Source organism: Sphingomonas sp. AC449 (genome assembly GCF_979253475.1).
The window spans coordinates 386,419-405,516 of the sequence record NZ_CEEDCZ010000002.1 but is presented as its reverse complement, the minus strand read 5'-3'; the positions used below and the strand labels follow the sequence as shown (position 1 = coordinate 405,516).

The following is a 19,098-nucleotide window of genomic DNA, read 5'->3' as shown; positions in this document are numbered from 1 at the left end:
CGATCCTGTCTCCGCAACGGTCCTGATCGTGGTCAGAACAGCGCCCGTGCCGCAGCCATCGTCCAGGCACCGATCACCGGGATCAACAGATAGCCCGCTGGCGACACGAAAATCGCCGCCAGCGCGATCAGGCCGCCCTCGACCTTGTTGTCCATCGGCGCGAACGCCGGGGCTGGATCGTCGAAGTACATCGTCTTGACGACGCGCAGGTAATAATAGGCGCCGATCACGGATGCGGCGATGCCGACCACCGCGAGCGGGAACAGCCCCGCGTCGACCGCAGCGCTGAACACCGCGAACTTCGCGTAGAAGCCGAACAGCGGCGGGATGCCGGCAAGGCTGAACATGAAGATCGCCAGCGCCGCCGCGAGACCTGGCCGTGTCCGCGACATCCCCGACAGGCTGGCGATGCTCTCGACCGGCTGGCCATCGTCGCCGCGCATCTGCAGGACGACGAGGAACGAGCCCAGCGTCATCACGACGTAGATCGTCAGGTACATCAGCACGCCCGACACGCCCTCGGGCGTACCCGCGGCGAGGCCGATCAGCGCGAAGCCGACATTGTTGATCGACGAATAGGCGAGCAGTCGCTTGACGTTGGTCTGGCCGATCGCAGCAACCGCGCCGAGGATGATCGAGGCGAGTGCCGCGAAGATCACGATCTGGCGCCATTGGTCCGTCGCCGGCCCCATCGCTTCGACCGCGACGCGCACCGACATGGCAAGCGCGGCGACCTTGGGCGCCGACGCGAAGAACGCGGTGACCGGGGTCGGTGCGCCCTCATAGACGTCGGGCGTCCACATGTGGAACGGCACCGCACTGATCTTGAACGCGAGCCCGGCGAACACGAACACCAGACCGAACAGCAGTCCGAGCGATGGCGTCCCGGCATAGGCATCGGCGATCCCTGCGAACACGGTCGTCCCGCTGAACCCGTAGACGAGCGAGATACCGTAGAGCAGGATGCCGCTGGCCAGCGCGCCGAGCACGAAATACTTCAGGCCCGCTTCCGCCGACCGTCCGTCGCGCCGCATGAAGCTCGCCAGGACATAGGCCGCAAGGCTCTGCAGCTCGAGGCCGACATACAGCGTCAGCATGTCGCTCGACGATACCATGATCCCCATGCCGCATGCGGACAGGAGAATCAGCACCGGATATTCGGGGCGCAGATTGTCGCCTTGAGTGCGCGCGAAGAAGCTCGGCGCCATCATGATCGCGACCGCGGAGGCGATGTAGATCAGGACCTTGGCGAACGTGCCGAACGCGTCGGCGCGGAACATGCCGTCAAAGGCATAACCACCCGACGATGCCGGGCCGGTCAACGCGATACCCGCACCGACCAGGACGAAGACGGCAGCGATCGAAATCGCACGTGTGGCCTTCTCCCCACCCCAGGCGGCGACGAGCATGAGCGCAATCGCACCGAGCGCCAGCACGAGCTCGGGCAAGGTCATTGCGATGTTAGCGGCGTAATCCATCAGTGTGCCTCCCCGTGCGCGGCGTCATGCACGGTGGCGGGCTTCCCCGCAGTTGGGTTCGAGTCGCTGGCGGGCTTGGCGCGGTCGACGCGGGCGAGCAGCACGCTCACGTCCTTGCGCATCGGTGCCAGGAAGCTCTCCGGATACACGCCCATCCACAGCACGACGGCGGCGATCGGAGCGAGCAACCAGAATTCGCGTGCCGACAGATCGACCATCCCGCGAACGTCGTCCGACTTGATCTCGCCGAACACCACGCGACGGTACAGATACAGCATGTACCCAGCACCGAGGATGATGCTCGTCGTGCAAAGCAACGCCGTCCAGGTCGAGACCTGATAGGTGCCCATCAGTGACAGGAACTCCGCGACGAAGCCGCTGGTGCCCGGCAGCCCGATCGACGCCATCGTGAAGAACAGGAACAGGATCGCGTAGCGCGGCATGTTGATCGCAAGACCACCATAGCGCGAGATCTCGCGGGTATGGAGCTGGTCGTAGATCACGCCGACGCACAGGAACAACGCACCCGATACCAGGCCGTGGCTCAGCATCATGATCATCGCGCCCTCGATCCCCTGCCGGTTGAACGCGAACAGGCCGATCGTGACGATCGCCATATGCGCGACCGACGAATAGGCGATCAGCTTCTTCATGTCCGACTGCACGAGCGCGACGAGCGACGTGTAGATCACCGCGACCGCCGACAGGCCGAAGATCAGCCAGGTCAGCTGGCCCGAGGCTTCGGGGAACATCGGCAGCAGGAAGCGCAGGAAGCCGTATCCGCCGAGCTTCAGCAGCACGCCCGCCAGGATCACCGACCCTGCGGTCGGCGCCTGCACGTGCGCGTCGGGCAACCAGGTGTGGACCGGCCACATCGGCATCTTGACCGCGAACGACGCGAAGAACGCCAGCCACAGCCACGTCTGCACATGCGCCGGGAAGTCGTAATTCAGCAGCGCCGGGATGCTGGTCGTGCCTGCGGTCTTCGCCATGTAGAGCATCGCGATGAACATCAGGACCGAGCCGAGCAGCGTGTACAGGAAGAACTTGTACGACGCGTAGATCCGGTTCGCGCCGCCCCAGATGCCGATGATCAGGTACATCGGGATCAGGCCGGCTTCGAAGAACACGTAGAACAGGAACAGATCCTGCGCCGCGAACGTGCCGATCATCAGCACTTCGGTGAACAGGAACGCCGCCATGTACTCGGGCACGCGAGTCGTGATCGAGCGCCAGCTCGCGCCGATGCAGATCGGCATCAGGAACACGCTGAGCATGATCAGCATCAGCGCAAAGCCGTCGATGCCGAGCGACCAGCTGAACGGGCCGAAGATGCCCGGAGCATGCTCGACGAACTGCCACTGCGCGCCGCCGATGTCGTAGTTCATCCACAGCATGATGCCGAGGACGAAGTCGATTAGCGTTGCCGCCAGCGCGAGCATCCGCGCGGTGTTCGCCGAGACGAACAGGCACGCGACGGCCGCGATCATCGGGACCGCGATCAGGACGGAGAGGATAGGAAAGCCGGTCATCAATAGAGTCCGATCGCCCAGGTGACGGCTGCGGTCAGGCCGATCAGCATGACAAAGGCATAGGTGTAGAGATATCCCGTCTGGAAGCGGCCAGCGACGCGCGCGCCGATCTGGACCAGCCAGGCCGACCCGTCGGGGCCGAACCGGTTGATCGTCTTCTCGTCGCCACGGTGCCACAGGAAGCGACCTATCGCGAAGGCGGGACGGACGAAGATCAGGTCGTACAGCTCGTCGAAATACCACTTATGCAGCAGGAAGTCGTAGAGCACGCCGAACTGTTCGATCACCTTGCCCGGGAAGGACGGGTTCTTGATGTAGGCGTACCAAGCAGTCAGCAGGCCAAGCAACATCGCGATCGTCGCCGACAGCTTGATGAACAGCGGCACGCCGTGCATCTCGTGCATCAGATGTTCGCGGAACGCGAGTGCGCCCTTCCAGAACTCTTCGCCCGCGCTCGGCTCGATGAAGTAACCGTGGAAGACGAAGCCTGCGAGCACGGCACCGATCGACAGGACGATCAGCGGGATCAGCATCGGCAGCGGGCTCTCATGCGGGTGATACCCGCCATCGCCTTCCGCCGGTGCATGCGCTGCGTCGTGATGACCGTGCGGCGCGTGCCCTGCGTCCTCGGCCTGGGCCGGATTCGCATGGTGATCGTCGACATGATGCGCGTCATGCGCATGGTCATGGCCGTGAGCGTCGTGGAGCGCATGCTGGATATGCTCCGATGCGGCCCAGCGCGGCTTGCCCCAGAAGGTCAGGAACATCACGCGCCACGAATAGAAGCTGGTAAGCAACGCGACGAGCACGCCGACGAACCACACGCCCGGCTCACCCGCGGCCCAGCTCGCCTCGATGATCGCATCCTTCGAATGGAAGCCGGCGAACCCGAACGCGGTGTTGCCGAAGATCCCGGGGATGCCGACGCCGGTGATCGCGAGCGTACCCGCCATCATTCCCCAGAACGTCACCGGAATCTTCTTACGCAGGCCGCCATAGTAACGCATGTCCTGCTCGTGGTGCATCGCATGGATCACCGAGCCCGCGCCCAGGAACAACAGTGCCTTGAAGAAGGCGTGCGTGAACAGGTGGAACATCGCCGCGCCGTACGCGCCGACGCCCGCTGCAAAGAACATGTAGCCGAGCTGCGAACAGGTCGAATAGGCGATCACGCGCTTGATGTCGGTCTGGACGAGACCGCAGGTCGCTGCAAACAGGCAGGTCGCGGCCCCGACCGAGGTGACCACGGTCAGCGCGACCGGGCTCATCTCGAACATCGGCGACAGGCGGCACACCATGAACACGCCCGCGGTGACCATCGTCGCCGCGTGGATCAGCGCCGACACAGGCGTCGGGCCCTCCATGGCGTCCGGCAGCCAGGTGTGCAGGCCAAGCTGCGCCGACTTGCCCATCGCGCCGACGAACAGCAGCAGGCAGAGCACCGTCATCGTATCGAGGCGGTAGCCGAGGAAGCCGACCGTCGATCCGGCCATCCCAGGTGCAGCGGCGAGGATCTCGGGGATCGAGACCGTGCCGAACACCAGGAACGTGCCGAAGATGCCGAGCATGAAGCCCAGATCGCCGACGCGGTTGACGACGAACGCCTTGATCGCGGCGGCGCTGGCCGATGGCTTGCGGAACCAGAACCCGATCAGGAGGTAGGATGCGAGACCCACGCCTTCCCAGCCGAAGAACATCTGGACGAGGTTATTCGCGGTCACGAGCATCAGCATCGCGAAGGTGAACAGCGACAGATACGCAAAGAAGCGCGGCTGGTCGGGATCCTCGTCCATATAGCCCCAGCTATACAGATGGACGAGCGCCGAGACCGACGTGACGACCACGAGCATCACCGCGGTCAGGGAATCGACGCGCAGCGACCACGCGACGTTCATGTCGCCCGACTGGATGAAGTCGAGCAGCGGCGCGACGGTCGCGGTGCTGGTGCCCGCCATGAAGCCGAGGAAGATCGGCCAGGACAATAGGCACGACGCGAACAATGCGGCCGTGGTGACGATTTTCGCCGGCACGTTGCCGATCGCGCGATTGCCGAATCCGGCAACGATCGCGGCCAGTAACGGCAGGAAGACGATAAGCTGGATCAACCGTATTACCCCTTCATCCGGTTGACGTCGTCGACCGCGATGGTGCCGCGACCGCGGAAATAGATGACGAGAATGGCGAGACCGATCGCGGACTCACCCGCGGCGACGGTCAGCACGAACATCGCGAAGACCTGCCCGACGAGATCGTTCAGGAACGCCGAGAAGGCGACCAGATTGATGTTCACTGCGAGCAGGATCAGCTCGATCGCCATCAGGATGACGATCAGGTTCTTCCGGTTTAGGAAGATGCCGAGCACCCCCATCGTGAACAGGATCGCTGCGACGACCAGGTAATGGACGAGACCGATCGTCACAGTTCGACTCCCTGCCCGACGACCGGGCTCGTGTTGCGCGTGGCGTCCTGCGGACGGCGCGCGTTCTGGCGACTGATATTCTGCGTCTTGACCCCGCCACGCTGACGATGCGTCAGGACGATCGCCCCGATCATCGCGACCAGCAGGACGAGACCGGCGACTTCAAACACGAACAGATAGCGCGTGTAGAGCAGGTTCCCGATCGCCTGGATGTTGGGCACGGTGTCGGAGATCGGCGCTGCACGGCGCGCGAGCTGGATCGGCCCGGTGCTCCATGCGCCGACCGCGATCATGACCTCGGCTGCCAGCGCGACGGCAAGTGCCAGACCGATCCCGAAATAGCGCGCGACACCCGCGCGCATCTCGGTGAAGTCGATGTCGAGCATCATGACGACGAACAGGAACAGCACCGCGACCGCACCGACATAGACGATGACGAGCAGCATCGCGATGAACTCGGCGCCGACCAGGATCATGAGACCCGCGGCGTTGAAGAAGGCAAGGATCAGCCACATCACCGAGTGGACCGGATTGCGCGACGCGATGGTCATCGCACCCGACAGCACGACGACGAACGCGAACAGATAGAAGGCGAGTGCCTGGATCACGGTATCACCCTCCGCGTCACACCAGCAAAAGCTGGGGCGTTCCGGTTGCAGAGCGCGCCCTCGCGGCACGAGATCCCAGCCTGCGCTGGGATGACGGAGTTAATCTGGGTCATCGCGGCGCTCGCTTAACGGTACGGCGCATCGGCGGCAAGGTTCGCCGCGATCGCGCTTTCCCAACGGTCGCCATTATCGAGCAGCTTCGACTTGTCGTAGATCAGCTCTTCGCGCGTCTCGGTCGAAAATTCGTAATTCGGCCCCTCGACGATCGCATCGACCGGGCACGCCTCGGCGCACAGCCCGCAATAGATGCACTTGGTCATGTCGATGTCGTAGCGCGTCGTCCGGCGCGAACCGTCGTCGCGCGGCTCGGCCTCGATCGTGATTGCCTGCGCGGGGCACACGGCCTCGCACAGCTTGCACGCGATGCACCGCTCTTCGCCGTTGGGATAACGACGCAGCGCATGCTCGCCGCGGAACCGCGGGCTGACCGGGTTGCGCTCGTACGGATAGTTGATCGTCGCCTTTTCCTTGAAGAAATAGCGAAGCGTCAACGCGTGCGCCTTCACGAATTCCCAAAGCGTAAACGACTTGATGATCTGAGCGACGCTCATGAACCCACTCCAACGCGCATCAGCATGAGATAGCCCGACACAAGGAAAACCCAGAACAGCGAGACGGGAAGGAAGATCTTCCAACCCAGCCGCATCAGCTGATCATAGCGATAGCGCGGCACGGTCGCCTTGACCCAGCTGAACAGGAAAAAGAAGAACAGGATCTTCGCGAACAGCCAGATGATCCCCGGCACGTAATAGAGCGGCGCCCAGTCGACGGGTGGCAGCCACCCGCCCCAGAAGAGCGTCGCGTTGAGCGCGCTCATCATGATGACGTTGGCATATTCGCCGAGCCAGAACAGCGCGAACGCCATCGACGAATATTCGGTCTGGTACCCGGCGACGAGCTCGCTCTCCGCCTCGGTCAGATCGAACGGCGCGCGCTGCGTCTCGGCGAGGCTCGAGATGAAGAACATCACCGCCATCGGAAACAGCAGCGGGTTGAGGATGTACCCGTTGAAGAACCAGACATGCGACTTCTGCGACAGCACGATCGTCGACAGGTTGAAGCTGCCCGACCACAGCACGACCGAGATCAGGATGAAGCCGATCGCGACTTCGTAGCTGACCATCTGCGCGGCCGCACGCAGCGCCGAGTAGAAGGGGTATTTCGAGTTCGACGCCCAGCCCGACAGGATCACGCCGTACACGCCGAGCGACGACGCCGCGAGCACGTACAGCAGCCCGACGTTGATGTTGGCCAGCACGACGCCGGTCTGGAACGGGATCACCGCCCACACGATCAGCGCCGTGGTGAAGGTGATGATCGGCGCCAGCAGGAACAGGCCGCGATTGGCCGCGGCCGGGACGATCGTCTCCTGCAGGAAGACCTTGAGGCCGTCCGCGAAGCTCTGCAGAAGGCCAAAGGGGCCGACGACGTTGGGACCGCGACGCAGCGCCATCGCCGCCCAGATCTTGCGATCGGCGTAGATGATCATCGCCACCGCGAGCATCAGCGGCAGCGCGATCGCCAGGATGTCGATGATCGTCGCGATGAAATACGCCCAGCCATAGCCGAGCGCCGGTTCGAACCAGGAGATCATTCGGCCGCCTCCGCAAAGTCTTCCCCGTGGAGAAGTTCTGCCGAACAGCGCTGCATCGTCGGCGATGCGCGGCAGATCGCGTTGGTCAGGTAGAAGTCCTTGATCGGATAGCCGGCGAGGACGCCGTGGGCACCCTCATTCCCGGCGTGCGTGCCCGAAGGCACCGCCCAGTCGAACGTCGCGAGCGCCTGGTGACGCAGCGCGGGAACGGCAGCGAACATCTCTTCGCGCAGACCCTCGAAGCTGTCGAACGGCAGCGTGTGGCCGAGCGTGTCGGACAGCGCGCGGAAGATCGACCAGTCGTCACGTGCGTCGCCCGGCGCGAACACCGCGCGCTCGCCGCGCTGGACGCGACCCTCGAGGTTGACCCACGTTCCCGACTTCTCGGCATAGGTCACGCCCGGCAGGATGACGTCGGCAGCCGCCGCGCCCTTGTCGCCGTGATGCCCCACGAACACCTTGAAGCCCGCGAACTGGCTGAAATCGACCTCGTCGGCGCCGAGGAAGAAGCCGAGCTTCGCCCCCATCACGTCAGCGATGCCGCCCGTCTGCGCATAACCGAGCATGAGCCCGCCCATCCGCGACGCCGCCATATGCACGACGTTGAAGCCGTTCCAATCGTCCTTGATGAGCCCAAGCGTGTCGACGAGCTTCAGCGCCGCCGTATGGCCACCCTTCAGCGCCGCGCCACCGACGATCACCATCGGACGCTCGGCCTTGCCGAACGCCTCGGTCACCGCGTCGGGCAGATTGCCAAGCAGCGCCAGATCGTCGCCGAGCCACTCGACCTTGTACGTCAGCTCGGTCTCCGGCCCGATCGCGAAGACCTTCGCGCCCTTCTTGATCGCCTTGCGCACCCGCGTGTTCACCAGCGGCGCTTCCCAGCGCAGGTTGGTGCCCACCAGCAGGATCGCGTCGGCCCGCTCGGTGCCGGCGATCGTCGTGTTGAAATTGACCGCGGCGATGCTCGACGTGTCATAGGCCATGCCGGTCTGGCGGCCTTCGAGCATCGTCGAGCCCATCTTCGCGAGCAGCGCCTTGGCGGCGTACATCGTCTCGCAATCGACCAGATCGCCCGCGACCGCCGCAACGCTCGACCCGGCGTTCACCGCCTTGATCGCCGCGAAGGCCTCGTCCCACGTGGCGGGAACCAGCTTGCCGTTCACGCGGACATAGGGCTTGTCGAGACGACGACGCACGAGACCGTCGATCGCGTGGCGCGTCTTGTCGGTCGCCCACTCCTCGTTCACGTCCTCGTTGATCCGCGGGACACAGCGCAGAACCTGGCGACCACGGCTATCGAGCCGGATGTTGGTGCCGACCGCGTCCATGACGTCGATCGTCAGCGTCTTGCGCAGTTCCCACGGACGCGCCTCGAACGCATAGGGCTTCGACGTCAGCGCACCGACCGGGCAGAGGTCGACGACGTTGCCCGACAGCTCGCTCTTGACCGCATTCTCGAGATACGAGGTGATCTGCATGTCCTCGCCGCGGAAGATCGCACCGATCTCCTCGACGCCGGAGACTTCCTCGGCAAAGCGGATGCAGCGCGTGCACTGGATGCACCGGGTCATGACCGTCTTCACGATCGGACCCATATATTTCTCGGTGACCGCGCGCTTGTTCTCGTCATAGCGCGAATGGCCGCGGCCATAGGCGACCGACTGGTCCTGCAGATCGCACTCGCCGCCCTGATCGCAGATCGGGCAATCGAGCGGATGGTTGATCAGCAGGAATTCCATGATGCCCTCGCGGGCATTCTTGACCATCGGCGAGTTGGTGAAGATCTCCTGCTTGTCCGCCGCCGGCAGCGCGCACGACGCCTGCGGCTTGGGCGGACCAGGCTTCACCTCGACCAGGCACATCCGGCAATTGCCGGCGATGCTCAGACGCTCGTGATAACAGAAACGCGGGATCTCCTTGCCGGCAAGCTCGCACGCCTGCAGCACGGTGGCGCCCTGCGGCACCTCGATCTCTACGCCATCGACTTTGACTGTAGGCATTACTCTGCGGCTTCCATCATCGGCGCGGTATCGCCACCACGTTCGCGGATACGGCGCTCCATCTCTGGGCGGAAATGCTTGATCAGGCCCTGAATCGGCCACGCTGCGGCGTCGCCGAGCGCGCAGATCGAGTGACCCTCGACCTGCTTGGTGACCTGCTGGAGCATGTCGATCTCGGACAGCTCGGCGTCGCCGGTGCGCATCCGCTCCATCACACGCCACATCCAGCCGGTGCCTTCGCGGCACGGCGTGCACTGGCCGCAGCTCTCATGCTTGTAGAAGTACGAGATGCGGCTGATCGCGCGGACGATGTCGGTCGACTTGTCCATGACGATGATCGCCGCGGTGCCGAGGCCCGAGCCGACCGCCTTCAGGCCGTCGAAGTCCATCGCGCAGTCCATGATCTGCGCGGCGGGGACCAGCGGCACCGACGAGCCACCCGGGATCACCGCGAGCAGATTGTCCCAGCCGCCACGGATACCGCCGCAATGCGTCTCGATCAGGTCGCGGAACGAGATGCTCATCTCTTCCTCGACCACGCAGGGCTTGTTCACATGGCCGCTGATCTGGAACAGCTTGGTGCCGCGGTTGTTCTCCGCGCCGAAGCTCGAGAACCACGCCGCACCACGCCGCAGGATCGTCGGCGCAACCGCGATCGACTCCACGTTGTTGACCGTCGTCGGGCAGCCATACAGCCCCGCGCCCGCCGGGAATGGAGGCTTCAGCCGCGGCTGGCCCTTCTTGCCCTCGAGGCTTTCGAGCATCGCGGTCTCTTCGCCGCAGATATAGGCGCCCGCGCCGCGGTGGACGAACACGTCGAAGTCGTAGCCCGACCCGCACGCATTCTTGCCGATGAAGCCGCGATCATAGGCCTCGGCGACAGCTGCAAAGAGCGTCTCGGCCTCGCGGATATATTCGCCGCGGATGTAGATGTACGCGGCGCGCGCGCGCATCGCGAACCCTGCGATCAGCGCGCCCTCGATCAGCTTGTGCGGATCGTGACGGATGATCTCGCGATCCTTGCAGCTGCCCGGCTCGGATTCATCGGCGTTGATGACGAGGAAGTTCGGCCGGTCGGGCTTTGGCTCCTTGGGCATGAACGACCATTTCGTGCCGGTCGGGAACCCTGCCCCGCCACGGCCGCGCAAGCCGCTCGCCTTCATCACGTCGATGATCGCGTCCTGGCCGAGCGCCATCAGGTCCTTGGTATTATCCCAATCGCCGCGCATGATCGCTGCGTCGATGTTCCACGGCTGGAAACCGTAGACGTTCGTGAAGATGCGGTCCTTGTCGGCGAGCATCAGGCCCACTCCCCCCGGTAATCGTGGTTCGCGTCGACCATCGCCTTGAGCGAGGTCGGGCCGCCTTCGGGGCAGCTCGCACGGCGGCCGAACTGCGGCCCCGGCGTCGGCGTACCGCCATTGGCGAGCGCCTCGAGGATCTCGGTCGTCTTGTCGTAGTCGAGATCTTCGAAGTTATCGTCGTTGATCTGCACCATCGGCGCGTTCGCGCAGGTGCCAAGACACTCGACCTCGGTCAGCGTGAACATGCCGTCGGGGGTCGTGCCGCCCTTGACAAGGCCACGGTTCTTGCACGCTGCCAGTACGTCGTCCGACCCGCGCAGCATGCACGGCGTCGTGCCGCAGACCTGCACGTGATAGCGGCCGACCGGCGCGAGATTGAACATCGTGTAGAAGGTCACGACCTCGTACACGCGCATGTACGGCACGCCGATCTGACGCGCGACAAACTCGATCACCGGAACCGGCAACCAGCCCTGGGTCTGCGTTTCCGCACCGACCTGTCGCTGCGCGAGATCGAGGAACGGGATCGACGCCGACTGTTCGCGGCCCTTGGGGTAGCGCCCGAGGATCTCGTTCGCCTTGACCTGGTTCTCGTCCGTCCAGGCGAACGAGCCCCAGCGTGCGCGGGTCTCTGCCTCGTCGGGGATTTTCGGAGCTTCAGCCATCAGCGGTCACATTCACCAAAAACGATATCCATCGCGCCGAGGATCGCGGTCGTATCCGCCAGCATGTGGCCCTTCGCCATGAAATCGAAGGCCTGGAGATGCGAGAACGCGGTCGGGCGGATCTTGCAGCGATACGGTTTGTTGCTGCCGTCGGCGACCAGATACACGCCGAACTCGCCCTTGGGGCTCTCGGTCGCGACATAGACGTCGCCGGCGGGCACGTGGAAGCCCTCGGTGTAGAGCTTGAAGTGATGGATCAGCGCTTCCATCGACTGCTTCATCTCGCCGCGCTTGGGCGGCACGACCTTGCGGTCGAGCGACGCGATCGGCCCCTCGGGCATGTCGCGCAGGCACTGCTTCATGATCCGCGCGGACTGACGCACTTCCTCGACGCGCACCATGAACCGGTCATAGCAGTCGCCGCGCGTGCCGACCGGCACGTCGAAGTCCATCTTGGCATAGACGTCATAGGGCTGCGACTTGCGCAGATCCCAGGCGATGCCCGAACCGCGGATCATCGGACCCGAAAAGCCCCATTTGACCGCATCGTCGCGGCTGACGACCGCGATGTCGACGTTGCGCTGCTTAAAGATGCGGTTGTCCGCGACGAGCGAGATCGCGTCCTCGAACAGCCGCGGCAGCCGCGTGTCCAGCCAGTCGCCGATATCGGCGAGCAGCTTGAGCGGCGCATCCTGATGCACGCCGCCGGGACGGAAATAGTTGGAATGCATGCGCGCACCGCTCACGCGCTCGAAGAAGTTCATGCAATCCTCGCGGATCTCGAACATCCACAGGTTCGGCGTCATCGCGCCGACGTCCATGACGTGGCTGCCGAGGTTGAGCATGTGGTTCGAGATGCGCGTCAGCTCGGCGAAGAACACGCGCAGATACTGCGCGCGCTCGGGCACTTCGAGGTCGAGCAGCTTCTCGACCGCGAGCACCCAGCTATGCTCCATGCACAGCGGCGAGCAGTAATCGAGACGATCGAAATAGGGCAAAGCCTGCGTGTACGTCTTGTACTCGATCAGCTTCTCGGTGCCGCGGTGAAGCAGCCCGACATGCGGGTCGACGCGCTCGACGATCTCGCCGTCGAGCTCCATGACGAGGCGGAGAACGCCGTGCGCCGCGGGATGCTGCGGACCGAAGTTGATCGTGTAGTTCTGGATCGTGACGTCGCCGGTCGTGGGATCGGCTGCATCCGCCTCGCCCAGAAGCTCCTCTACGTAGAGACTCACTGGTTCTGTCCTCCACCCTTGGTCGGGATCACGTCCGACTCCACGGGCTTGTCCTGCTTCTGGTTGCCCGGATCGGGCTCGCCCGCACCGCTCTGCGAGGTGTTCTGGACGTCCTTCCTCGCATAGGGCTCGCTCGGCGCGTCGGGCGCCTTGGTCGTGCTCTGCGCCGCATCCGCCTTGACGATCGTATCCGCCGAGAGCGGCGTCTGCGCGCCCTTGGCCTGTGGCAGCGCGCCCTTCTCGTCGCCCGGAAGGACGTATTCGGCGCCCTCCCACGGACTCATGAAATCGAACGTGCGGAAATCCTGCGCGAGCTGCACCGGCTCGTACACGACGCGCTTTTCCTCTTCCGAATAGCGCAACTCGACATAGCCCGTCAGTGGGAAGTCCTTGCGCTGCGGATGACCGCGGAAACCATAATCGGTCAGGATGCGACGCAGGTCCGGGTTACCGCTGAACAGCACGCCGTACATGTCGTACACCTCGCGCTCGAGCCAGCCGGCGACCGGCCAGATGTCGGTCACCGACGGCACCGGCTTGTCCTCGTCGGTCGCGACATGCACGCGCAGGCGGTGGTTCCGCGTCAGCGACAGCATGCAATAAACGACCTCGAACCGCTCCGCGCGATCGGGATAGTCGACGCCGGCGATTTCCATGAGCTGCTGATAGGCAAGCCCCGGCGTATCGCGCAGCGCGATCATCGCGTCGTACAGGTCCTCGCGACGGACGTGGAGGGCGACCTCGCCGACCTTGTCGACCGCGTCGAGCAGCATGCCGCCGAGCGCGGCGCGGGCCGCGTCGATGGTGCCGTCGTTCGCCGCATAGGCTGGTGCGGGCGCCCTCACCGTTCGATACTCCCGGACCGCCGGATCTTCCGCTGCAATTGCATGATGCCGTACAACAGCGCTTCCGCGGTCGGCGGGCACCCGGGGACGTAGATGTCGACGGGTACGATTCGGTCGCAACCCCGCACGACGCTATAACTATAATGATAATAGCCGCCGCCGTTCGCGCACGACCCCATCGAGATCACGTATTTCGGCTCCGACATCTGGTCGTAGACGCGACGCAGTGCGGGTGCCATCTTGTTGCACAGCGTGCCCGCCACGATCATCACGTCCGACTGACGCGGCGACGCGCGCGGCGCAGCGCCGAAACGCTCGAGATCATAGCGCGGCATGTTCACGTGGATCATCTCGACCGCGCAGCATGCGAGCCCGAACGTCATCCACCACAGCGAGCCCGTGCGGGCCCACTGGAACAATTCCTCGGTCGACGTGACCAGGAAACCCTTGTCGGTCAGTTCGCCATTGAGGCTGTCGAAAAAGCCCTGATCGGGTGGCACCAGCGAGCTGGGCGAACCGGGTGCGGGCTGAAGCTCTACTCCCAATCGAGTGCTCCCTTCTTCCATGCATAGGCGAGGCCGAGGGCCAGTTCGCCGATAAAGATCATCATCGAGATCCACGCGGTCCAGCCGAGCGTGAACACCGAGACAGCCCAGGGGAACAGAAACGCCGCCTCGAGATCAAAGATGATGAAGAGGATGGCGATCAGGTAGAAACGGACGTCGAACTGGCTGCGAGGGTCTTCGAATGCGGGAAAGCCGCACTCATACTCGCTGAGCTTCTCGGGCGTCGGCTTGTGCGACCCGGTCAGCCGCGAAACGGCCATCGGCAGGAAGACGAACGTGCTCGACAGCGCGATCGCGACGCCGAGAAACAGGAGGATGGGTAGATATTGCGACAGGTCGACCAAAGGGGTTCTCGCATGTGCGAACAGATGGGGAGCCTTTAGGCCGATGGGCCCCGTGGGGCAAGGCTGGGAGCCCGTGAGAATCACTCGCAACAGCTGTATCAGCCCGTCGGGACACCTGCGTTACCCGGTACGGGCGAGGTAGCTGCAGGCGTAAAAGCGGTGCGACGTCACCGGATCCGGCCAGCAATTCCCGGCCGGTTCTGGACCAAGCGGCAGGGCAGATCACCGATCCAGAGGGGACACGGGGCTGCTGATGCTGGCGGATCCGATCCTCCCCCGCCAGGGGGAGGTGTCGCCGGAGGCGACGGAGGGGGAGGACACGCGACCAAGGTGATCCCCGAACGCCCCCTCGGCCAGACCAACGCCCGCCCCCTCGCGGGAGCGGAACCGTCGTCCGGCTCAGCGCAGCGCGCCGGCCACCAGCTTATGCAGTCGCGAATGCAGCGCGTCGTTCGCGGCAAGGAACTCGTTGCGCTCCATCGCGCGGTCGCCGCCGCGGAAGTCGGTGACGTAACCGCCCGCTTCCTTGACCAGCAGCATCCCCGCGGCAACGTCCCACGGCTTCAGGTTGGATTCCCAGAAGCCGTCGAACCGCCCGGCCGCAAGCCAGGCGAGATCGAGCGCCGCGGCACCGAGACGACGGATCCCCGCGACCTCGGGCGCGACCGCACCGAAGATCCGGCTCCATTGCGCAAAATCGCCGTGTCCCAGAAACGGGATCCCCGTCGCGATCAGCGATTCGGACAGGTCGCGACGCGACGACACGCGCAGCCGCTGGTCGGTCAGCCAAGCGCCGCGCCCCTTCTCCGCCCAGAAGCTCTCGTCGGTCAGCGGCTGGTACACGAGCGCGGTCGTGACCTCGCGCTTGCCGTTCGCCATCGGCTCCTCGACCGCGATCGAGATGCAGAAATGCGGGATGCCGTGAAGGAAGTTCGACGTGCCATCGAGCGGGTCGACGATGAAGCGCGGCTTGTTGGGATCGCCGGCGACCTCGCCGCGCTCCTCCATCAGCATGCCCCAGTCGGGACGCGCGTGGCTCAGTTCTTCGAAGATAGTCTGTTCGGCGCGCTGGTCGGCCTGGCTGACGAAGTCGGCGGGCCCCTTGCGGCTGACCTGGAGCTGCTGGACCTCGTTGAAGTCGCGACGCAGGCGCGGCGCGGCCTTGCGGGCGGCGCGCTCGATGACGGTCATGATGCCGGAATGGCTTGGCATTTTAATCCTTTCAGCCCCTCCCCTTCAGGGGAGGGGTTGGGGTGGGGCAGTGCCGCAGACGCAGGCCGCGGGCAAAGCCCGCGTCGTCGGCCGGGCCATGCCCGCCGGCCGGGCCGGCGGGTCGTGCGGATAGCTTAAGCTATCCGTCTCGGCCGCTCGGCCTCAATCAGCACGCCTTACATAGGTCTGCTCGTACACATCGACGACGATCCGCGTGCCGGCACCGATATGCGGCGGCACCATCACGCGCACGCCGTTCTCGAGCACCGCGGGCTTGTAGCTTGACGACGCGGTCTGCCCCTTCACCACGGCGTCCGCCTCGACGATCAGCGCCTCGATCGTGTCGGGAAGCTGGACCGAGATCGGCCGCTCTTCCCAGAGCTCCATCACCACGTCCATGCCGTCCTGCAGGAACGCCGCGGCGTCGCCCAGGATGTCGGCGTCGAGCGTGATCTGCTCGTAATTGACCTTGTCCATGAACGTCAGCGCGTCGCCGTCGCGGAACAGATACTGGAAGTCGACGGTGTCGAGCCGCACCTTCTCGACGCTCTCGGCGGAGCGGAAGCGGGTGTTGTTCTTGCGGCCGTCGATGAGGTTCTTCATCTCGACCTGCATATAGGCCCCGCCCTTGCCGGGCTGCGTGTGCTGAATCTTGACGGCGCGCCAGATGCCGCCCTCATATTCAAGAATGTTGCCGGGACGAATCTCGACCGCGTTGATCTTCATGACCGATTCCTGCTGGAAAGAGCTAGGGGCCGTCCGCCAGGCAAGGCCGTGCGGAAACCCGAAGCCGCGCGCTTTAGCGGGATGCCCGGGTTCCGGCAAGCAGGGGGTACGGGTTGACGTCCTCCCCCTGCCACCAGCGGTCTTGCGGCTGCGTCCGCGTGACCGCGAAATGCAGATGGTAATTGCCCGGCCCCGCATCGCCGGTATCGCCGACATAGCCGAGGTGATCGCCAGTCTTGATCGCCATCCCCTCCCGGACTCCCGCGGCATAGCCCGCGAGATGCGCGTAATAATAGGTCCAGCGCCGGTCGTGCGACCGGACATAGAGCGTGATCCCGCCGAGCGTGCTGTCGAAAAGCTTCTCGACGCGACCCGGCGCGGCGGCGACGACGACGGTGCCGCGCGGTGCCATGATGTCGGTGCCGCGGTGCCCCCGCGTGCCGTCACCGCGCGCATCGTCCCAGCTGTCGGCGATCGCGCCGGCACGCACGCCAATCACGGGCACTGCCAGCCTGCCCGGCGACGCGCTGGTCGAGTCCTCCGCGGGCGCCGCTTCACCGGCTTCCCGCTCGACCGCCGCGGGCGCGCCGCCGCTGCCGAACGACAGCATCGATGCGAACCCGCCGCCGATCACCACGATCAGTCCGAGCATGATCCAGAACGTCCGGGTCATCGACTCAGGCCTGGAATTTCGCCTTGGTCCCCGGCTTGACCATCATCGACAGACGCGCGGCATCCCAGTTGGTCAGGCGGATGCAGCCATGGCTTTCGGCGCGACCGATCGTCTCGGGGCTTGGCGTCCCGTGGATCCCGTAATGCGGCTTGGAGAGGTCGAGCCAGACCACGCCGACCGGACCATTCGGCCCCGGCGGCAGCATCTCCTTCTGCTGGCCCTTCTTCGCATCCCAGAACAGCGCCGGGTTGAAATGGAACTTCGGGTTATAGTCCGCGCCCTTGATCGTCCACGTGCCCAGCGGCAGCGGATCGTGGCTCGACCCCATCGTCGCCGAGAACTGCGCGATCAGCTTGTCGTTCTTGTCGAGCACGCGCAGCACGCTGTCCGACTTGTCGACGACGACGTGATCCGCCTGCGGCTGCGTCGCATCGACGTTGAGCATGGTGAGCGTGGCCCGCCATTCGGGCGTGAGCTTCTCGTCATAGGCGCGCGATGACGGCAGCGCATTGGGGAACACGACCTTGGTGCCCGGCGCCAGTCGCGTGCCCGGCGCATTCAGTGCCATGATGACGGCCGGCGTCGTGTGGAACATCTCTCCCAGCTTCTCCATCACCGTTCGATAGCCGAGCGACGGCAGTTCGGCCTGCTTCGCCGGATCCTTGGGGAGCGGATTGACGAACGGTCCGGCCAGCATGTCGGGCGTCAGTGCGATCGTCACCGTCGGCCGCGCGGCGCGATAGGGATAAAGCGCGCGCATCGTCTGCGGATCGGACTTGCCCGTGATCGGCAGCCCCTTCGCTTCCTGGAACCCCTTGAGCGCGGCGACCAGCGACTGTCCGCCGCGACCGTCGAGCACGCCCGGCCCAAAGCCGAGATGATCGAGAATCACCTGCACATGCAACACGTTGCGATCGATCGGCACGGGGGCCGTCGATGCCTGCTGTGCAAACGCGGGCGGTGCGGCGCCCAGCAGACAGGCGGCAAGAACCGAGGTCTTCGTCAGAAATGCTGTCGTCATGCCATGGTCCCAAACCGTTACGCCTGTGGACCAAACGGTCGGCGCGTCGGTTGTTTCCAACGGCTTGGCGCGGCATGCCGAAGGCCGGCGGCGCAGCGTCCGCACCGCCCGGCCCGCACCCGGCTCAAGCCTTGGCGAGCACCTCGCCAAACGCCTTGATCGCGGCGACTTCGTCACCGTTCCAGACCGCGCCCGACACGGCGATGAAGTCTGCGCCCGCTGCGGCAAGCGGCGCCGCGTTCTCGGGCGTGATGCCACCGATCGCGACGCACGGCATCTCGAACAACGTCGACCACCAGGACAGCGTCACCGGCTCCGCCATATGCTCGACCGTCTTGGTCGTCGTCGGATAGAAGGCGCCGAACGCGACATAGTCCGCTCCGGCCTCGCCCGCTTCCATCGCCAGATGGCGGCTGCCGTGGCAGGTCACGCCGATCTGCGCATTGGGGCCAAGCTGCGCGCGCGCCTCGCGCGGATCGCCGTCGCCCTGCCCCAGGTGAACGCCGTCTGCATCGAGCCGCTTGGCAAGGCCGATATCGTCGTTGACGATGAACGCGACGTCGCGCTCGGCGCAGATCGCGCGCAGCGGCGCACCCAGCGCCGCCGCGGCATGCTGGTCGATGTCCTTCACGCGGAACTGGAACGCGGCCACCGGCCCGGCATCGAGCGCGCGCGCCAGCCGGTCGGGAAAGTCACCCCCGACGTCGAGCGGCGAGACGAGATAGAGCTGGCACGGCGGCCGTCGCATGTCGCGCCGGAAGTTTTCGGCGAAATTTGGATCGAGCGGGCCCAGCGGATCTTCTTCGGTCATAT

At 64.9% G+C, this 19,098-nt stretch carries 19 protein-coding genes; all 19 read right to left on the bottom strand.

Annotation, left to right across the window (positions count from 1 at the left end):
• Positions 1-32: 32 nt before the first annotated feature.
• Positions 33-1,478, bottom strand: a complete 1,446-nt coding sequence (gene nuoN, locus AC0CH3_RS05470) for an NADH-quinone oxidoreductase subunit NuoN (protein WP_354302495.1) — start codon at positions 1,476-1,478, stop codon at positions 33-35.
• On the bottom strand, positions 1,478-3,010 hold the full coding sequence (locus tag AC0CH3_RS05465; RefSeq protein WP_354302493.1) for an NADH-quinone oxidoreductase subunit M: 1,533 nt from the start codon (positions 3,008-3,010) through the stop codon (positions 1,478-1,480). Before AC0CH3_RS05465 ends, nuoN begins: the two co-directional genes overlap by 1 nt.
• Positions 3,010-5,115 (bottom strand): NADH-quinone oxidoreductase subunit L, encoded by a 2,106-nt coding sequence (gene nuoL / locus AC0CH3_RS05460; protein ID WP_354302491.1) that lies wholly within the window; start codon positions 5,113-5,115, stop codon positions 3,010-3,012. Before nuoL ends, AC0CH3_RS05465 begins: the two co-directional genes overlap by 1 nt.
• Before the next feature lie 5 nt (positions 5,116-5,120).
• The gene (nuoK, locus tag AC0CH3_RS05455) at positions 5,121-5,429 is read right to left on the bottom strand and encodes an NADH-quinone oxidoreductase subunit NuoK (RefSeq protein WP_443019319.1); all 309 of its coding nucleotides are present in this window, start codon (positions 5,427-5,429) and stop codon (positions 5,121-5,123) included.
• The gene (locus AC0CH3_RS05450) at positions 5,426-6,037 is read right to left on the bottom strand and encodes an NADH-quinone oxidoreductase subunit J (RefSeq protein ID WP_056021408.1); all 612 of its coding nucleotides are present in this window, start codon (positions 6,035-6,037) and stop codon (positions 5,426-5,428) included. Before AC0CH3_RS05450 ends, nuoK begins: the two co-directional genes overlap by 4 nt.
• Positions 6,038-6,162: 125 nt before the next feature.
• Positions 6,163-6,648, bottom strand: a complete 486-nt coding sequence (gene nuoI, locus AC0CH3_RS05445) for an NADH-quinone oxidoreductase subunit NuoI (protein WP_031393837.1) — start codon at positions 6,646-6,648, stop codon at positions 6,163-6,165.
• Positions 6,645-7,691: an NADH-quinone oxidoreductase subunit NuoH gene (gene nuoH / locus AC0CH3_RS05440; RefSeq protein ID WP_056021405.1), complete on the bottom strand. Its 1,047-nt coding sequence runs from the start codon at positions 7,689-7,691 to the stop codon at positions 6,645-6,647. Before nuoH ends, nuoI begins: the two co-directional genes overlap by 4 nt.
• A complete protein-coding gene (gene nuoG / locus AC0CH3_RS05435) occupies positions 7,688-9,694 on the bottom strand; it encodes an NADH-quinone oxidoreductase subunit NuoG (RefSeq protein WP_354302488.1) in 2,007 nt (668 codons plus the stop codon). Before nuoG ends, nuoH begins: the two co-directional genes overlap by 4 nt.
• A complete protein-coding gene (gene nuoF, locus AC0CH3_RS05430) occupies positions 9,694-10,995 on the bottom strand; it encodes an NADH-quinone oxidoreductase subunit NuoF (protein ID WP_056050371.1) in 1,302 nt (433 codons plus the stop codon). Before nuoF ends, nuoG begins: the two co-directional genes overlap by 1 nt.
• Entirely contained in the window at positions 10,995-11,663 is a 669-nt protein-coding gene (locus AC0CH3_RS05425) for a complex I 24 kDa subunit family protein (protein WP_055877907.1), read from the bottom strand. The genes nuoF and AC0CH3_RS05425 overlap by 1 nt, the downstream gene beginning before the upstream one ends.
• Positions 11,663-12,874, bottom strand: coding sequence for an NADH-quinone oxidoreductase subunit D (locus tag AC0CH3_RS05420; RefSeq protein ID WP_443019380.1), 1,212 nt, complete (start codon positions 12,872-12,874; stop codon positions 11,663-11,665). Before AC0CH3_RS05420 ends, AC0CH3_RS05425 begins: the two co-directional genes overlap by 1 nt.
• Positions 12,875-12,894: 20 nt before the next feature.
• Positions 12,895-13,743: an NADH-quinone oxidoreductase subunit C gene (locus AC0CH3_RS05415; protein WP_465237685.1), complete on the bottom strand. Its 849-nt coding sequence runs from the start codon at positions 13,741-13,743 to the stop codon at positions 12,895-12,897.
• A complete protein-coding gene (locus tag AC0CH3_RS05410) occupies positions 13,740-14,288 on the bottom strand; it encodes a NuoB/complex I 20 kDa subunit family protein (protein WP_082445964.1) in 549 nt (182 codons plus the stop codon). Before AC0CH3_RS05410 ends, AC0CH3_RS05415 begins: the two co-directional genes overlap by 4 nt.
• Positions 14,279-14,653 carry an NADH-quinone oxidoreductase subunit A gene (locus AC0CH3_RS05405; RefSeq protein ID WP_056021392.1) on the bottom strand — a complete coding sequence of 125 codons (375 nt, stop codon included), beginning with the start codon at positions 14,651-14,653 and terminating at the stop codon, positions 14,279-14,281. Before AC0CH3_RS05405 ends, AC0CH3_RS05410 begins: the two co-directional genes overlap by 10 nt.
• A gap of 399 nt (positions 14,654-15,052) precedes the next feature.
• Complete coding sequence (locus tag AC0CH3_RS05400) at positions 15,053-15,865, bottom strand: inositol monophosphatase family protein (protein WP_056021390.1); 813 nt, start codon at positions 15,863-15,865, stop codon at positions 15,053-15,055.
• Between the two features lie 162 nt (positions 15,866-16,027).
• A complete protein-coding gene (efp, locus tag AC0CH3_RS05395; RefSeq protein WP_056021388.1) occupies positions 16,028-16,591 on the bottom strand; it encodes an elongation factor P in 564 nt (187 codons plus the stop codon).
• Between the two features lie 73 nt (positions 16,592-16,664).
• Positions 16,665-17,264 (bottom strand): M23 family metallopeptidase, encoded by a 600-nt coding sequence (locus AC0CH3_RS05390; RefSeq protein ID WP_354302480.1) that lies wholly within the window; start codon positions 17,262-17,264, stop codon positions 16,665-16,667.
• Between the two features lie 4 nt (positions 17,265-17,268).
• A complete protein-coding gene (locus AC0CH3_RS05385; RefSeq protein WP_465237684.1) occupies positions 17,269-18,285 on the bottom strand; it encodes a L,D-transpeptidase family protein in 1,017 nt (338 codons plus the stop codon).
• 124 nt (positions 18,286-18,409) lie between these two features.
• A complete protein-coding gene (gene thiE, locus AC0CH3_RS05380) occupies positions 18,410-19,096 on the bottom strand; it encodes a thiamine phosphate synthase (RefSeq protein WP_354302476.1) in 687 nt (228 codons plus the stop codon).
• Positions 19,097-19,098: the final 2 nt, after the last annotated feature.

What these genes read in the sequence shown, in the direction of transcription:
- nuoN (WP_354302495.1), bottom strand. Translation starts at nt 1,478, where the DNA reads ATGGATTACGCCGCTAACATCGCAATGACCTTGCCCGAGCTCGTGCTG.
- AC0CH3_RS05465 (WP_354302493.1), bottom strand. Translation starts at nt 3,010, where the DNA reads ATGACCGGCTTTCCTATCCTCTCCGTCCTGATCGCGGTCCCGATGATC.
- nuoI (WP_031393837.1), bottom strand. Translation starts at nt 6,648, where the DNA reads ATGAGCGTCGCTCAGATCATCAAGTCGTTTACGCTTTGGGAATTCGTG.
- nuoH (WP_056021405.1), bottom strand. Translation starts at nt 7,691, where the DNA reads ATGATCTCCTGGTTCGAACCGGCGCTCGGCTATGGCTGGGCGTATTTC.
- nuoG (WP_354302488.1), bottom strand. Translation starts at nt 9,694, where the DNA reads ATGCCTACAGTCAAAGTCGATGGCGTAGAGATCGAGGTGCCGCAGGGC.
- nuoF (WP_056050371.1), bottom strand. Translation starts at nt 10,995, where the DNA reads ATGCTCGCCGACAAGGACCGCATCTTCACGAACGTCTACGGTTTCCAG.
- AC0CH3_RS05425 (WP_055877907.1), bottom strand. Translation starts at nt 11,663, where the DNA reads ATGGCTGAAGCTCCGAAAATCCCCGACGAGGCAGAGACCCGCGCACGC.
- AC0CH3_RS05400 (WP_056021390.1), bottom strand. Translation starts at nt 15,865, where the DNA reads ATGCCAAGCCATTCCGGCATCATGACCGTCATCGAGCGCGCCGCCCGC.
- efp (WP_056021388.1), bottom strand. Translation starts at nt 16,591, where the DNA reads ATGAAGATCAACGCGGTCGAGATTCGTCCCGGCAACATTCTTGAATAT.
- AC0CH3_RS05390 (WP_354302480.1), bottom strand. Translation starts at nt 17,264, where the DNA reads ATGACCCGGACGTTCTGGATCATGCTCGGACTGATCGTGGTGATCGGC.
- AC0CH3_RS05385 (WP_465237684.1), bottom strand. Translation starts at nt 18,285, where the DNA reads ATGACGACAGCATTTCTGACGAAGACCTCGGTTCTTGCCGCCTGTCTG.
- thiE (WP_354302476.1), bottom strand. Translation starts at nt 19,096, where the DNA reads ATGACCGAAGAAGATCCGCTGGGCCCGCTCGATCCAAATTTCGCCGAA.